A 16,266-nucleotide genomic window follows, 5' to 3' on the forward strand; every position below is an offset into this window, starting at 1 on the left:
GTCGATTCATTAGCTTAGCCTGAGCTAACTGTAGTGCTCAGTTCTAGCAAGACTACTACGTAAAAATCAGAGATATAGGATACCAAGGCCCTATTTCTTGTGGGCAACCAGCCACCGATCTACTTCGGCGCTCACCGTGAAGCGGATGCCTTTAAATCGTTCGGGAGGTGGGGTGTTCAGGGCCTGCTGTAGTCTGAGTACACCCGGATAATAATCAACGCCCTGTTGCTGAAACTGATCGTCAATGGCTCTTAGTAGATGACCGATTCCATACGAGTCAAATGTCCAGTCCTGGAGGTTGTTGCTGTCGTCAATACCTGTTTGTATGCTGACCGATAGCCTATCAATGCTCAAATTTAGTGGCTGGGCAAACATTGCGGGATGATCGACCCGATTACTACCTAAAAAGGAATACACTTCCTGGTAGTAGTACTGATTAGCCAACAAGGCCAGGAGTTTGGCTTCCCAGTCAGGATGAGCTTTGATTTTGGCTAGAGCAGCCTGACGCACATCCTCCTCATGGTAACGAGTCGTAAACACTAATAGTCCGACTAGGGAGTCCTGGGGTTTGTAAGCAGCTATCTCGTTTAAATTTAGTTGGTGCTGCTGGGTCTGCTGGTCGATTTGGCGGGCCACTTCGGCCTGTGCCCTCTGGTCAGCCTCCCGCACATAACCGACTAATAACCCACTACTAAAAACGGCACTCATACTCAATCCAACCCAAAAGGGAATGGTAATCAGGGGCAGCGAAAGGGTTGTTTGCCAGCCTGGGTTCAGAGAGAGTAAACACGCTATCAGCCAGGGTAAGGGTATCCATAGCTGGCCCTGGGTGAGGGCTATCCAGTGCAAAAAGGGCGGATACAGGGATTCGGCTCGCCATTCCCATTTGAAAATCGTACAAAAAAAGATCGTTAGGGCTATCATCAGCCAAGCCAGCAATACCACTGCCGTACGAGTGGCTGCTTCTTGGGCTACCCAATCAAAACTACCTTTAGAGCGAATCAGGATCGTGAGCAGCAAGCTGGAGATGGCAAAGCCAATCGTTAAAAACAGCAATGCCAAGCCATATCCCATAGCATCATTGCCATTCAGGGTGGGCTTGGACATATTCAGTATAGCCAGACCTACGTAGAAGATGGCCGTGAGGATAAAGAAAATGAATCCAAGTAGTTGCATAGTATTTTTCTTCGATAGACACACTCTTCACCGTTTTAAGCTGTTCCTATCTAGTTGACAAAGCAACTTCTTTCGCAGCTACCCTTAAGCCAGTAGTGAATAGAAGGCGGAAATGAATCGATAAGTCGCGGGTTTGAGCCAATTTCAGGCAACCTGGCCTTAGCCCCAAGCTGGCTAGACAACTCAATCCTAGGGGGATTATTAGCCCTACCGTCTAATAAATTTCACGTAGGCTCTCCAAGCACTTGAAATAAAGCGCTATTAATTAAATAGGGTATATACTTTACTTACCACTACAAATAGGCCAATTTATTATTCGGTAGGTTATATTTTAGATTAACCACAAGTATAGACACTAATTGTATAAACACTATTTGGTATAACATCTAGTAAACTATTTATACATCCAGCCTGGTTATGTAACCATTATCAGTATCTAACCCATAAAATAGCTCTTCATGAAACGCACTTCCTTAACAGCTGACCAGCTGCTGAGTCGGCATGGCTTTAGCTCACCACCTAACACCTTTGAATCCCTCTACACTCAATACGCCAGTAAAGTCTATCGAAAATGCCTGAGTATGACTAAGGATGCGGACATGGCCCAGGATTATACCCAGGACATTTTTATCAAAGCCTTTGAAAAGTTTGCTTCCTTTCAAAATCGCTCCTCCTTGTCCACCTGGCTTTACTCGATTACATACAACTATTGCGCTGACCAGATTCGATTAGCCAAACGATTACCCACCACGAATTGGTTACCAGAAAACCCTACCCATGACCGGGCGGATACATCAGAAACTGATCTGCATGAAGAAACGCTTCAGGTAGTCCGACAGGCGTTGGGACGGCTTTCGGTTGAGGAGCGAACTTTGCTTCGTTTAAAATATAATGAGGGTTTGACCATTAGTGAGCTTACCACTTTATACGCCCTCAAGCCCAGTGCGGTCAAGATGCGACTGAGGCGAAGTCGAAAGCGAATACAGCTGCTGTATGCTAAGCTTACTAGCGACTGATGCTGAACAGGTAAAAAGTGAGTACTCGACGGCCTACTTCTCAGGACTGATTCTTATATAGCTCGCCCTAATCAAATCATCAATAAAATGATCCGGGGTATCAGTTCGGATCAATTCGCCCCGCTTATTCATCAACTGAGTGGCAAAGTGGATCATAAATGCCGATAAAGACAGGTTTTTTGGGGGGTGACTCATGGCTTGCAACTGTTCAACCAGTTGGGTCGAGGAACTAGCCTGAAGCTGGATGGAGCCTTTACGGGGTGAGTGAGCCATGAGTTTTAGGCATCGGCTCGCAGGAGGCTTTCGATTTCCGTTGCCCTGATCTGCAATCGTTCTAAGATTATCTTCCGTTCATCAATAGATGAGTTGCTACTCGTCTCAGCAGGCGAGAAATAAAGTAAGTCCGCTTCACTTTGCCCGTGTGCCAAATTGTAAGCTTCTACCTCAGGCTGTGTCTGCGGGGCAGGATAAACCGGTAATTCATCGGCAAAGACCTTTATGGTTGTAAATAAAGTGGTGATGGTTTCATTATCGGCCGTTGGTTCCAGCTGAACAAATTCATGGATGGCTTGGTATAAATCCTGCTTAACGGTTTGATTATCCATAGGCTTGACTGGAAATAGAAAAATGGAGAAGCTACTTTTCTATGTGGATTGCAGAAGATTAGATATCTTAGGAGTCTTGGGTTTAAGCTGAATTAGACCTGCCCGTTTTTCATCATGACTGACTTATTCATTAAGTTAGAGCAGGCTTAACTTAATACCCAGTTAAAGGAATAAGTACTAAGTGTGTAACTGAAATCCAGGGCTTACTTCTTATTAATGTAGTCTATAATAGATGATACAAGTATGTAAATTATGGCAAGCTAAAAAAATAATAGAGAGCCCAATGAAATACCAGCGGTGATACAGCAAGTTAACGTAGAATGGATCGCCGATTAGGCCAATTCCAGTTAGCCACACCAATGGCGTGTAAGCTGGAGCCACAAATCCTGGCAAGCTAGTACTCCAGACGCTATGAGGGAAAAAAATCAGAACTAGCCAGGACATGAAGTAGATCAAGGTTCCTGAAAGATATACCCAAAGGCCTTGTTTCTGTGCAGGCCTTTCGATGCCCAAAGGCATCAGTATCGCCATAATAAACACACCCATCCTTGATGTATTTTCAGCGTACACTAAAACCAAAGGGATGTTGTGCCAAAACACTTCCGCTTGAAAAGCTTCCGGTAATTTGTTGGCTAAGATGATATTCCAGATCAGAATTGGCAGGGTCAACAGGGAGCAATTATAGAGGTATCTTTTGGAGCTGCTTAAGGTCATATACAGTTCATTTACCCGTTACCAAGAGTGTATATTGTCGAGGAAGGTCTTTAGAATCAATAGTATCCCAATGGCACAGGAGTCCTTATCCATGCCAAGCCGATCAATATTTCACCCATCATTTTCTCAACCCGTTAGGCTCGCAAAGAAGACCGGATAAGTTTGACAAAGTTAATTTGGCCAACAGGTGAATCAACTGACTTTTCTGACCACCCAAACTGATAGATATCAGCAACTTTTTTACTAAGTTGAAGAAGCTAGCTCACCTCTAATAGCCATTATGGGCTAATAAGCCACTCTTACTCGCTGGGAATGAGACTAGTAAGCGGTCAACTTACACACTGTTGAACACATAAACTTTTTACCTTTTCCCGGCTCCTCTTGAGCCGCATCTTGACCGCACTAGGCTTGAGATCATACAACTGAGCAAGTTCGTCAATACTCATGCCGTCCTCGTACTTCAGGCGCAGGAACGTTCTCTCCTCGACCGAAAGAGTAGTCATGGCTTGCTGAACGACTTGGAGGGTTTCCTCATGCAACTGAGTTTCCTCCTCATCAGCAGTATTGTGGTCAATGCCGGCTTCTTCCCAGGTAGTGGTGGGCAATCGCTTGGCCATACGGAGTTGATCAGCACAGTAATTATACGAAATTGAATAGAGCCAGGTCGAAAAACTAGACCGTTCTTGAAAGGCATCCAGTTTGTTGAATACTTTCAGGAAAATATCCTGTGTAAAATCCTCCGCCTGTTCAGCATCTTTGGTCATTGATAGGCACCGCTGATAGACCTTTTTCACGTATCGGGAATAGAGGGCTTCGAAGCATTGATTGGGTTGACTAGGCAATAATTGACGAATAGTTTCTTCGTCGGATAAGGAAGCGTACATGAATAAAAGAAACGTTATAAGTTTAAGCTTTCATGTATGATTAAATAGAGAGGCGTTTATAATATACTTTAGACAATAATCGAGTACTTAAGACACAATTAATCTACTAGGCGGTATACAAAGTTAGGCTTACGAGTCAGGGCGAGTTTTAGCTCGATCCGTAGAATTACTTAATCACAAGAAGCCCTGGCCAATCCAGTCCACTTAAGGTGCGCACCGGGCATATAACCCCTGCTTATCGTTACTTTTTGAGATTCTTACCGTCTAAGGAATATGAGTATTCATACTTCCATTTCCACTATACTTTTGGTTAATAGCGGTCAACCTCAGCTACTATTTATTGAAGGGCCTTTAGTACAATCATCCTTTAACTAGCTAATCTTCTGGTCGATAGTTGCTGTCAGTGACTCCCTTGTTCTTCGACGCAACCTTTCTGCTAATACTTCCGTATCCAGGGATAGGCTTGAAAAGCTCCTATTGGTAGCAAACGTCAAGCCCCATTTTACCAGTTGAGGGCTACCCTATACTAATTTTTACCCTTTACCATCTATGGATACTAACTCCTTCCAGAGCCACCGACTCCACGCCAAGCCAGTAAAAAGCCAAACACTGATCGCCCATTGGGCCGAATCGCTAGCCACATTTACTAGCAACTATCATAAAGTGTTAGCCTGTCTGCACCACCAGCCCAGCGTCGGAGAGTGCCCCTCGAAATACTCCCAAGAGACATTTGAGGCGTTGCTGATGAAAATGCAGACAGAGGTACAACTACTCAATCAAGACATAGATAATTTTGACCCCTTTACAGCTGAGCCTAATCAGTGCTTTCACAAAAAGCTAGCCACTCACACTAGATACCTAACTCGATTGAATCAGCGTGCTTTTCTGCTACTGGTTGATCAGTCCCCCAATTAGGTGTTTTACGCTTGCTCAGCTGCTCAAGCTTCGACCGTGACATTCGCAATCGGCATCCCAATGGCGACCCGGCCGCATTACCCTGCGTCTATGCCACTACAGCATATCGGGTTATTCAGGTTACATTATCCGTTCCTACTGGCAATACCACCATCATCTTACCCAGCTTGGCAGGAACTCTAAGCTTTCTATATACAAGCCTGTGGCTCAGCTTATTTTCTCACTACTGCTTCCAGAAGGTTGCAAAAATAGGCTATATCGGCAAGTAGACACTGAAGGTAGCCCCTTGTCCTGGCTTACTGGTGGCCGTGATAGCTCCGCCATGATTTGTTACCACTTTTTGACAAATGGCTAGCCCAATTCCCGTCCCGGCAAATTCATTCTTGCCATGTAGCCGCTGGAACACTTGAAAAATGCGATCCCTGTATTTCTCGTCAAAACCGATGCCGTTATCCATAACCTCAATACACTGGTAAATTCGGGCCAATCTTGTCGGCTTCAGTAAAGCCGGTAAGTCCGAAGCCAATACCTGATGAGTCCGCACGATGATGCGAGGAGGCTGGTTACGGTCCAAGTTATCGGTACGACTAAATTTGAGCGCATTACTGATCAGATTTTGAAACAATTGCTCTAGTTGTAGAGCATCACCCGGCACCATCGGTAATTCGGCCACTATAATTTCCGCCTTAGCTTCCTTGATGGCTACCGCTAAATTATCGAGTGCGTTAAGAATAACCTGACTAAGAGCGACCGGATCGGTAGGGGCGGGTTGGGTTGAAATACGGGAAAAGGCCAACAGATCTTTGATTAAGCGGGACATCCGGCTGGCCGCCACCTGCATCCGTTCCAGATGAGATCGCCCCTCTCCTAACTCACTACCGTACCGGTTGATTAACAAATCACCAAACTGTTGAACCTTGCGTAAGGGTTCCTGTAAATCATGGGAAGCAATGTAGGCAAACTGTTCGAGGTTTTGATTGGAACGGATCAACAGGTGATTGGCTTCTTCAAGCCGTTGATTGGCCCGCATGACGTCTTCACTGGCAGCGATAAGTTCCTCATTATTGGCGGCCAGTTCTTCATTGATCGCTTCCAGTTCCTCCGTGCGTTGTTGCACCTGCTGCTCTAAGGCTAATTGGACATTGCGTTGCTCGGTAATATCCTGTACGGTCCCACTGAGTCGATAGGCAATGCCTTCGGCAGTAAAGTAGGCTTTGCCCTTGGCCCGTAAGATCCGCTCCTGGCCTGTCAGATCAGCGTCCACCGTATATTCGATATCATAGAGGCCTGAAGAACCCGGTATCATGGCTTTGGAAAGTGCTTGTTGAATCCGAGGTAAGTCCGTTGGGCGAATAGCTGCTACTGATTTCGGTTGGGTTAACGGTTCATCCGAATCCAACCCATACCAGGCCCTGAGCCGGGGGGAATACTCAATGGAACCCGTTGCCAGCTCAATTTGCCAAGTCCCTAACTGAGCCAGTTCAATGGCTTCCTGTAGGGCCGCTTCGGTTTCTTCCACTTTTTGGCGGGCCAGTACTTGCCCCGTTACTTCGGAGGCCGTCACAATTACCCCATAGGTTTCACCGGCCGTATTGCGTAACGCTTTGTAAATGCAATCATAATACCCCCATTCCGCTTGGGCTGACCCGCCCAGCTGGATTCTAACTTCGGGTTGGTAATTAGTTTCTCCGGTGGTAAATACTTGATCTAGTGGCTGGGCAAAAGAACTAGCCAGTAAGGTAGGCATCGCTTCCTTGAAAGGCTTTCCAATGATCGAGGTAGCTGTTCCCAGCAAAGTCAGCATCTTTTCATTGACGGTGCGGACGACCATCTCCTCCCCTACAAAAACCACCTTAGCCACTGGTGAATGATGAAACACATTCCGGGAGAACAACTCACTTTCTTCCAGCGCCCGTTGAGCAAGCAGTTCCGGCCTTCTATCCCGCATGACAGCACCTACGGCTATGGGCTGTCCATCATGGGGATCGTCGATGCGAATGGTATTATTAAACACGGGGAAGATCTCGCCCGTTTTTAGATGGCGAACCAGCATTTCCCCCGACCAGCGCCCAGTATTCATTACCGACGGCAGCACCTGTCGTTCAACCAGGTCAAAATGTTCAGGCGCATGAAGCTGGGATATAGGAGTTTGTTGAACTTGCTGGGCATTATCAAAACCCAGCATGGCTATTCCTGCCTTGTTGATATAGGAATTTTTGCCATCCATTTCCAAAATAGACATCAGCTCAATGCTGTTATCGACCAGCGTCAGCAATTTTCGTTGCATTTCCTGGGCCGCTAGCTCGGCGCGTAAGTCCCGTAGGGTGAACCCTCTTCCGATTGGCTTTCCCGAATGAGGATCATCGATCCGAATAGCGCTTGCCTGACAGGGAATTGTTTCGCCGGTTATAAAATGCCTTACCTCTACCCGGCCTGTCCAGTGTCCCTGACTCAGCAGGGTTGGCAGGGCCAGTTCCTGGATCTGGCGGTAGTGTTCGGGAGTATAGAAATCCGCTATCTTTTTATCAACCAGCCTAGCGTTATCCAAGCCGACCAGCCTCCGACCAGCCTCATTCATATAGGTGACCCGTCCCTCCCAATCAGCGATGGTCATAAAGTCGAGTCCATTGTCAACCAGCGCTACTAATTTTTGCTGTTCATCTCGTTGGGTTACCTCTTGGGTAACTTCCTCAACGATCGAAAATAGGCTTTGGATTTGGTCTGTTTCGGGCTCAAGGATCGTTGTATGAAGTTTGACCCATATCTGATGGCCTTGTTTATGGAGGCAACGTAGGTGGATAACTGGTGAACCCGGTCTACTCCTTATTAATTCACTCAGGTGATGCTCATAGTACCTCTGATCATCCGGGTGAATCACGAACTCAAACCGGTTGTTGATCAGCTCATTTAGTGAGTAACCCGTTAGATGCCCGTATGCGTTGTTAACGTGGATAACTGTTCCGTTTATCTGAGAAATTACCAGGCCTAGGGGTGCCTGGCTAAAGGCTGTAGCGAGGTGTTTTTCTATTGGCCGCAGCTTACGCTTCCCGACTCTTCCTAAAGTAGTTTGTTTCTTAACCAGGTTCTTGTCGTTTGCCACACGTCTTTACGTCAAGGGAGAAGTACTAATTGATAGTTTGTCTGGATACTAACGGATTATACAGGTAAATCTACTCGGTCGCCAAATAACTCAGTACTACTTCAACGTAATAATAAGACCCGGTTGATTCTGGGCTTTATTTGTTGATGAAAATACCGTGGATTAGGCAGTTATGCGGAGGTTTGGGATTGAGGACTACGGTTTGGCGGATAGTGAGAGAGTAGAATAAGAGGAAAATTTTAACTGGATAAAAACCAATCAAGCCTTTCCTGCGTATACTGCTATGACGCCAATGCTTTCTTAACCAACCTAATCAAAATAGCATATCCTTGTGATTAGAGCCTATTTTTAGAGTAACAAACAGCCGTAAAAGGAGGATTATTCGTGTATATTATCTTGCCAGATAAGTTGGGGGAGCTGAACTAGTTTTAACCAATAGGTACAGAAAGCATCTATATCCTCTAAAGCCGTTTGTTTTAAAAGTAGCGAATTAACCCCCGCCCGATAATATCGCGTCACTTCACGCTCTGAGATTTCACCGGTCCAGATCACAATCGGTATATGCCTCCAGGAGGCAGAATCCATTAACCAAACGACTAGTTCATACCCATCCATTAAAGGCATCTGTACATCAACTAGAATTAAGTTAGGGTGTAAGCCATTTATCAGCTTTTGGGTTGCCTCCAGTCCATTCTGAGCATAGTGTAGGGTTACATCTTGATGGCACTGCTTGATTAAACTGGATAATAGCATAAAGTCATCGTCGTCATCATCGACTACTAAAATAGTATACTGCATAAGTAGTTGAGTAGGAAACTGACAAAAGATAGGACTCGCCCAAAAGCCAAACTCGTAAAAACATTAGTTAGACATGAACTTATTAACAGCTATTATTAAGAATAGTTTTAAACTGATTATAATGGAGTTAAACACTAACTTACCCCTATGTCAGTGCTTGTTTATTGATTGTCAATCCGGTAACATTGTATCTATCCGTAGCTTATCACATCATGGCCTTATCAATACCACCCACCGTTTGGATTATTGACGACGACGAAGATGATCAACTTTTCATTCGCTATGCTTTCCTGGATGGGGAGCCTTCGATTAGTGTCCTGTCGTTAAGTGATGGGGTCGATCTGCTACCTAGGCTGGCTGAATGTGTTGAGTTACCCCGCTTACTGCTACTAGACATTAATATGCCGCTGAAAAACGGTTTTGAAACGCTGAAGGAATTGAGGAGTATACCTGCTTATGCCCAACTACCTGTGGTCATGTTAACAACTTCATCCGATGAAGATGATCGTCAGCGTTGTTTATCCCTGGGGGCAAATCAGTTTTTGACTAAGCCTCTTACGTATGAGCAGTTACGTGAAATGGCGCAGGAATTGAGCAGCAACTGGGAGTTAATCTAACTCGGCTTTGTCGTTTGCGATTGCTTAAAGTTTTGATCTAACCGCTCCAGCGGCCTGGCGCAACAGCTTGTACGCTGGAGCGGGACTGTAAACTATAATACAAGTGATAAATTCTCCGGTCGGCTGCTACCGTTTGAAACAGCAAAGCGACCTAAATGCCTAACTTCTATTACTTTATACTGTTTTTAAGGGCAAATAAATAATTCTCTTTGCTTGATGATTCAAAATACAGTAGGTTAATTTGTAAAGCTCAGGATTTTCAAGGAATACATAAGCTCAATCCCAATCCTTTATGATCCTTAAATACACGATTCTATCCGCTACACTCGCTTTAGGCCTACCTCTTTTGTCCTGTCAGGATCACCGAGATCTATCCGTTACCCTGAAAGCTACGCTCGATGGCAAATCGGTAAAGCCATTACCGACCACTTCGACGGCGACTGGTTTATTTACGGCTAACCTTGATTTGACAACCAGGGAGTTAGCCTACACCCTTTCCTATTCAGATTTGTCTACGCCATCCGTAGTGGCTCACCTGCATAAAGCTACGGGGGTAACCGGTACGGGTCTGGTTGATATTATTATTCCAACGCCGAATAACACATCGGGTAGTGTCAATAGAACCACATTTCCGCTGAGTCAGAATCAGGTTGACAGTCTGGTAGCAGGCTTTTACTATGTTGATGTGCACACGCTATCTTATCCAGCTGGCGAAATTCGCGGAGAGGTCATAAAGCAATAGGGTGTTATTGGTGTCAAGAAGACTTGTTATTTATCATCTGTACTACTTAATGGCTTAGCTATATCCTTTTTAGGTTGCTTTTAGGCCATTATTTATCCTTCCCACGAGCTGTACCGACTTAGTAAAAAAGCGGGAAAGTGAGAAAGGATGAATTTGGTATCTCAAAGTATTGCCTGTATAAACCATCAGGGTAGCAACCGAATTGCTTCTCTTACTTTATTCTGAAAAGCCTGCTGTCATTACCTTGCTGAAAATCCAGAAGGTCGACCTTTGCGTAGAGGTTGATCAGGTTTCAGGTTTGGGTAAAGGGATCAGGATCAGGAGACACTTCAATTACAGTCCAGAGTAATTCACGGAACTCTTCGAACTGCTGGGTAATCACTTCGGCTCCTGATCCAGGGGGCAAGCGTATTTATTTATCTGCTGCCAGCATCAGTTGCGCAATAGGCGAATCGGCTGGCGGCTTAGGCTTACACATGAACAGGGTTTGTTGTATAGTCTACAAAATTAGTTTGATTGGATGAAGTTGCTCCTTTACATAAGAGATGACTGGAAACCTATCTGATCAGTTTCTACATCAGCTATTAAGTTTTCTGCTCGTAAAACGAAGGCCAAGAACGGTATAAACAACCAGGGCTGAGGTTTCACAACAGGCTTCAAAAGGCTCCCGATGATAAACTCCTGTTCGATAATCCTGCACCCAATCAATCAGGGCATAGCAGTAGCCAGCGAAGCCAAGCAAAGCGCCTAACCCTAACAGAAATAGAACGAATGAATATTTCATAGTGCCCCTAGTGGGTGAGGTTTTATGTGAATTATTAACATTATGGTGTGACTGCGATATAGACCGTCAATCCAGTAGAAAGTTAAAGGGGGCTTTGCCAAGCCGTGCGTTAATCCAGGTAGCTATTGGTAGGTTGATCAACGTTTTCTTATTTTGTCTTATTCAATATGGAAACTTGACCTAAGGCCACCGGCCAGTTTGGTTGCTTATCCACCATTGAGTAAAATAGTTATTTGATTCAGAAAGGCTATCCGCATTGTGGGTAGCCTTTTTTAGTGTTTTAGCACACCTAAAAACCAGGCAAAAACCTAAGCCGTAGGGAGTATCTTGCCTGGCTTTGCAAGGACTGTTTCAAGGACTAGGAGGTCAAAACAGGCCTTCTTTGCGAAAGCCCACATAAAAGCCCATTCGATTCTCGTACAGCTCACCCTGGTCGGTCGCTAGAGAAGCCGTGGCCGTGGTTCCTTTTAAGTGTCGGACTGGTGAGGAGATCGATAGTAGACCAGAAAATTGATAAACAGGATTTAAAAACGGCACTTCATAGGTACCTATATTCTCACTATAGGAAGCCTTCAGATAGAACCGAAAATAATCCATGATCAGCCCCGATAGCCCCAGATGCATTACCGCCACCCGGTTGTTGTTAGTAAAACCGTACCGGGGTAATTCAGCACGGCTGTCAGTGGTTGGGCTAATAAACGGGGTGCCAAGCGTTAAGCCGTAGCGCGACCAGCCGTCCTGATATTGCGAATGATTGAAGTAATTATCCCGGCCCCGCTGTGCGTCATTTTCCAGAAATAAGCTGCCGCCCTGGCTTTGGGTATATACATATTCCAGCAGAACATCCTGAATCTGTAAGCCGTTGGGATTGCGGGGGCGACGGTTGCGAATCCGCAGCCCATTTAGTCCATCCGCCAGATTGGTCAGGTGAAATAGAGAGCCATCTTCGTATATATTTTGCCGGTAGGCAAACACCGAAAACGAGCGGGCTGTGTATTCAAGCGCCAGATCAACGGTTCCCAGATGATTGCCAATCCGATTCTCATGATCAAACGTACTGATCCGACTGGTGTCCAGATCCGTCCGGTCGCCCAATGGCCGGGCCAATACGACATTGATATAGTCACTGAATTGGTTGGGCAATTGATCATTCTTGATCACCGACTTACCCGCTAACTGGTTCGTCGTACCGCTCCACATGACTTCATGATTCATGCCGGTGTAGAGCTTAAACCGCCAGTTTGGCTTTCCCAATCGGCCATAGAGCGCTTTTTGATGGAGCAGTACATGATTGACTAATCGATCATTTTCAAACCAGCCATGGGCATAGAATCCTTTAATGCCAAACAGGGCATTTCCGGGTACGTAGTCTGGCAAGCCAATCTGGAGCTTAGTCATGGGCAAGGCGTTGCCCGACCAGGCGTAGGAGCCCGACGAAAGGGTTGAGTCCACCAATCCAATGATTTCCCGTCGTCGGCCCGCCCACACTTCCAGGTTTTTGCCAAACTTGACCTTTACGTAGGCAACGGGAAGGAGTAGTTTATAGCTAGCGCCCGCATTCAAAACGCCTTCCACTCCCCAGCCCCAGTCAATCCGTCGCTTGTGGGCTGGAAGACTGTCGTTGTTTCTGGTTACACTACGATATGCCCTACTGAAGCCTTGACGCAAGGTCACGGAGGGTCCCTGGCTGGGTACAATACCATACTGATTGGCGCGTAGCCAGAACGGAATGCTCGTTCCGTAAAAGCCCACTTCGGTTTGATATTGGACTGGGTGGGTAGGCTGTGCAAGGGCCGAATAAACCGCCAACAGGCTACTCGCGAACGGAATACAAAGCTTAACGTTGGTCATACTATCGGCTATCGCCGGGATACAAATAAGTTCGTGTGCGCTTTATTGTTGAGGAAGGAAAGTGCCTGAATAGAGGCCCGCCATAGGAGGATGTGGAAAACCTCATTCGGGGAATCCCATACGGTTGATATAGACAACATCAATGCCCCGAGCTGATCGCTACCCATCCCGGTATAGGGAAGCGACCAGCTTCAATATGTTTTTAGGCCTTGCGGGGCTGTACAGGGGCTGGATTACCCGTTGGCCACTGGGATACAGTCGATCCAGTTGCCTCCTTTTTGGTCCAATGAATAGGAAAGGATTTACCCTTCGCCTTGGCGACACCTGGTTGGTTCAGTAAGGGGATACTTCGCTTTAACCGGCTCGTAATAAACTGATAAGCCAGATAGCAGTAGGCCACAACAACAACTATCTGACAAACGGCCTCTAACGGATCGCTATCATAGCGGCCGGTTTTCATATCCCAAAACCAGTCCAGTACTACCCAGCCATAGGCCGCCCCACCTACCAGGGCCACCAGAATCAGGCTTCGCTTTACGATGGGCTGTCTCATACTAATTCGGGAATAAGAGTTGATTTAGGAAGCGTGTAAGCTGGCCCCTTCCTCTTGGGGCTAGCGAGCCGATTGAGTTTAGCCACCACTTGTTCCAGGCGTCTACGGGACACCTTTGCTTTATACTCGCCGAGCAGACAAACGGTTGATTGCAGGGCATCATCAAATACCAGAGCCCGAATGAAAGCAGGATTAATTAGCTCGGATTTATGCACCCGCACAAAGCCGGGCAGTTGAGCCTCAAACCATTTAAGGGTCAGCGCGACCAGCATGGGCCTGGGTTGTGTACTAAGGTATACCCAGGTATAATTACCAAACCCTTGCAGGCGAACAATGGCTTTTAGGGCTAGAGGTCGGTCCTGGCCAGGGAGCTTGATGGAGCCCGCTGATGAATTGACAGACTGATTCATGAACTTATTATTAGGTAGTGATCTTGGAATTGGAAAAGCCGCACATATAGCCCTAGCTAGCCTCAAACGAGTCGATTGACTACCGTTGGGGCAAGAAAGGGAAGGTAACCTATCGGCCGGAAAAACCAGTTGACCGAGATTGACGCACGGAGAGACGATCAACGCGTCGGTTGACGGATGATTTTTCCTGGTAACAGGTTATAAACGAAAAGGAGTAATCCCTACGACGAGGTGGGGTAATCGATCAAGCGTTTAAGCCGACGTGGAGAATAGAGAGTCAGACTAGTAGAAGCCTGAGAAAACGAGCCGCTATGCGCGTGCTGGGGAGAGGAATGCGCCTGGGCGCGTGGCAGGTTGCCAATTGAGTTTAGTGCGAGGGTAGGCTGTCCGGAGAAAGCCAATGGCTGAGCGCTTTTCTGTCGATCCTGGATCGAGGGAGAGGTCTGTCCTAAAGCCAGGGCGGACCTTCTGAAAACACCACGAAAACGATTCATTGGAGTTGAGTTTAAATTTGACAATTATACCTAGTTTACACGTGGTGAAGGATTGAAGCCAGGGAAGGACTAAAAGCCATTTCTGGTTGATAGGATGTTAAACGGGCTAGTCTAAAAAATGTTTAAAGTATACAATATGCAGAAAGAATCTAGTGCAATTACATAATATAAATACCTACCTCAATCACTCGTTGCGCACGCTGTAGCACATTCGATAATATTTATACTTCGTCTGATTCTTTACAGTAACTATCGACTTCTTTACAGTAACTATCGACCGTTCTAGGGGAGCTAATCCGTTCGTTTGTTCATGGAGATTTCACGGACATAGATCACCTGATTTTGTCACCAATTGACCAGTGTATCTAGTTCATCAAGCAGAGGCTAACGTGCTAAAGAGAAATAGGGTGGTGAATCATCTGCGAAATCGACTGATCTGACGTTGACGGAATGGGATGGCCAATTTGCCCGTAATTACCAGTCAACAACTAGGTCTTTTACAGTAAGAAGTTAGGCCAAAAGAGCAAACCCATTTTAAAAACAAATTTCCTCTTTTGGCGTAAAAATTAGGGGAACTAATTAGACACTTCGGCCTTGAATCAATCGAAAGATAATGGCAATTACGGCAATCACTAATAGAATGTGAATAAGGCCACTAGCTGCAATGCCTGCGCCCAAAACCCCTAAAAAACCTAAGAGCCAGATGATGATCAATACCACGGCGATTGTATACAGAAGATTGCCCATTCGTTTAGCGTTTAGGGGTGAAACTTAATTGATTTTCAAGTAAAACTTTTTAGTTATGAGTATGTTACGAAATCTAATCCAACGGTAAAAGCTCATAGTCTCCGAAAATAGCTCCCCATTTTCCTAGCCCTTACCGTTACCTCAGATTGTTTGAACATAGCGATCTAGCTTAGGTTTGTTTGTAACCGGCTAGGCTTTTTTAGCGGGTTTACACAACAAAACCAAGAAATCTCATGATCAGTCAACCAGACAACACCAGCCTAAACAGCACATCGACTACCGGATCATCAACCCTGATGACGGCTATTTTCACCAATCGTGAAGCGGCCGAAACGGCTTATGACTCGCTTTTGTCACATGGTTTTTCGACAGATGATGTCAATATTGTCATGACGGATGAAACCCGAAAACAGCATTTTGATGCAAGCGATTCGGACGATTCAGCTTTAACCGATAAAGCGCTGGAAGGGGTCGGCAAAGGGTCGGCGATTGGGGGGACAGTGGGTGCCGTGGCAGCCGCCATTGCCGCCATCGGGACGACATTGGCTTTGCCAGGCTTGGGTTTACTGATTGCGGGGCCGCTGGCAGCTGGGCTGGCGGGTGCAGGTGCAGGTGGTTTAGCGGGTGGCTTAATCGGGGCTTTAGTCAATTCAGGTATTCCAGAAGAAACGGCCAAAGCGTATGAATCGGGCCTAAAAAGTGGGGGTATTGTTGTTGGGGTGCATCCTCGGGATGAAGCGGATAGAGTATATTTAACCCAGCAGGGTTTTCATTGATCCCAAGCTTGAAAATGAGTAGAGGTTCGACTTCATTGTAAGCTAAATAAATGGTTTTTCAACAGAGTCAAAGCAACTTTAAGT

General features: G+C 46.0%; 16 protein-coding genes. 4 read left to right on the plus strand and 12 right to left on the minus strand.

What is annotated here, in order from left to right:
* Positions 1-90: 90 nt before the first annotated feature.
* Positions 91-1,176: a hypothetical protein gene (locus tag EXU85_RS24430; protein ID WP_142774596.1), complete on the minus strand. Its 1,086-nt coding sequence runs from the start codon at positions 1,174-1,176 to the stop codon at positions 91-93.
* A gap of 458 nt (positions 1,177-1,634) precedes the next feature.
* On the opposite strand from EXU85_RS24430, the gene EXU85_RS24435 reads away from it, so the two are divergent.
* On the plus strand, positions 1,635-2,192 hold the full coding sequence (locus EXU85_RS24435; protein WP_142774597.1) for an RNA polymerase sigma factor: 558 nt from the start codon (positions 1,635-1,637) through the stop codon (positions 2,190-2,192).
* A gap of 33 nt (positions 2,193-2,225) precedes the next feature.
* On the opposite strand, the gene EXU85_RS24440 is transcribed toward EXU85_RS24435, so the two are convergent.
* From EXU85_RS24440 to EXU85_RS24465, 5 genes are all read right to left on the minus strand, one after another.
* Complete coding sequence (locus EXU85_RS24440; protein WP_142774598.1) at positions 2,226-2,465, minus strand: hypothetical protein; 240 nt, start codon at positions 2,463-2,465, stop codon at positions 2,226-2,228.
* Positions 2,466-2,470: 5 nt separating this feature from the next.
* Positions 2,471-2,797 carry a hypothetical protein gene (locus tag EXU85_RS24445; protein WP_142774599.1) on the minus strand — a complete coding sequence of 109 codons (327 nt, stop codon included), beginning with the start codon at positions 2,795-2,797 and terminating at the stop codon, positions 2,471-2,473.
* Positions 2,798-3,840: 1,043 nt separating this feature from the next.
* A complete protein-coding gene (locus EXU85_RS24450) occupies positions 3,841-4,395 on the minus strand; it encodes an RNA polymerase sigma factor (protein WP_142774600.1) in 555 nt (184 codons plus the stop codon).
* 1,168 nt (positions 4,396-5,563) lie between these two features.
* A complete protein-coding gene (locus EXU85_RS24460) occupies positions 5,564-8,410 on the minus strand; it encodes a PAS domain S-box protein (RefSeq protein ID WP_142774602.1) in 2,847 nt (948 codons plus the stop codon).
* A 378-nt stretch (positions 8,411-8,788) separates the two neighbouring features.
* The gene (locus tag EXU85_RS24465) at positions 8,789-9,208 is read right to left on the minus strand and encodes a response regulator (RefSeq protein ID WP_142774603.1); all 420 of its coding nucleotides are present in this window, start codon (positions 9,206-9,208) and stop codon (positions 8,789-8,791) included.
* A 212-nt stretch (positions 9,209-9,420) separates the two neighbouring features.
* Here EXU85_RS24465 and EXU85_RS24470 point away from each other — a divergent pair, with 212 nt between their 5' ends.
* Both EXU85_RS24470 and EXU85_RS24475 read left to right on the plus strand, forming a co-directional pair.
* On the plus strand, positions 9,421-9,825 hold the full coding sequence (locus tag EXU85_RS24470; protein WP_142774604.1) for a response regulator: 405 nt from the start codon (positions 9,421-9,423) through the stop codon (positions 9,823-9,825).
* Positions 9,826-10,117: 292 nt separating this feature from the next.
* Positions 10,118-10,567 (plus strand): CHRD domain-containing protein, encoded by a 450-nt coding sequence (locus EXU85_RS24475; RefSeq protein WP_142774605.1) that lies wholly within the window; start codon positions 10,118-10,120, stop codon positions 10,565-10,567.
* Positions 10,568-11,144: 577 nt separating this feature from the next.
* Here EXU85_RS24475 and EXU85_RS24480 read toward each other — a convergent pair.
* The 6 genes from EXU85_RS24480 to EXU85_RS24505 form a co-directional block, all read right to left on the minus strand.
* On the minus strand, positions 11,145-11,351 hold the full coding sequence (locus EXU85_RS24480; protein WP_142774606.1) for a hypothetical protein: 207 nt from the start codon (positions 11,349-11,351) through the stop codon (positions 11,145-11,147).
* Between the two features lie 366 nt (positions 11,352-11,717).
* On the minus strand, positions 11,718-13,202 hold the full coding sequence (locus tag EXU85_RS24485; RefSeq protein WP_142774607.1) for a capsule assembly Wzi family protein: 1,485 nt from the start codon (positions 13,200-13,202) through the stop codon (positions 11,718-11,720).
* Between the two features lie 202 nt (positions 13,203-13,404).
* Positions 13,405-13,755, minus strand: a complete 351-nt coding sequence (locus tag EXU85_RS24490; RefSeq protein WP_142774608.1) for a hypothetical protein — start codon at positions 13,753-13,755, stop codon at positions 13,405-13,407.
* Complete coding sequence (locus EXU85_RS24495) at positions 13,752-14,165, minus strand: LytTR family DNA-binding domain-containing protein (protein WP_142774609.1); 414 nt, start codon at positions 14,163-14,165, stop codon at positions 13,752-13,754. Before EXU85_RS24495 ends, EXU85_RS24490 begins: the two co-directional genes overlap by 4 nt.
* Positions 14,166-14,386: 221 nt before the next feature.
* Positions 14,387-14,659 (minus strand): hypothetical protein, encoded by a 273-nt coding sequence (locus EXU85_RS24500; protein ID WP_142774610.1) that lies wholly within the window; start codon positions 14,657-14,659, stop codon positions 14,387-14,389.
* 579 nt (positions 14,660-15,238) lie between these two features.
* Complete coding sequence (locus EXU85_RS24505) at positions 15,239-15,406, minus strand: lmo0937 family membrane protein (protein ID WP_142774611.1); 168 nt, start codon at positions 15,404-15,406, stop codon at positions 15,239-15,241.
* A 233-nt stretch (positions 15,407-15,639) separates the two neighbouring features.
* Here EXU85_RS24505 and EXU85_RS24510 point away from each other — a divergent pair, with 233 nt between their 5' ends.
* Entirely contained in the window at positions 15,640-16,182 is a 543-nt protein-coding gene (locus EXU85_RS24510) for a hypothetical protein (protein ID WP_142774612.1), read from the plus strand.
* Positions 16,183-16,266 lie beyond the last annotated feature (84 nt).

Source organism: Spirosoma sp. KCTC 42546, assembly GCF_006965485.1.
Classification (GTDB): Bacteria; Bacteroidota; Bacteroidia; order Cytophagales; family Spirosomataceae; genus Spirosoma.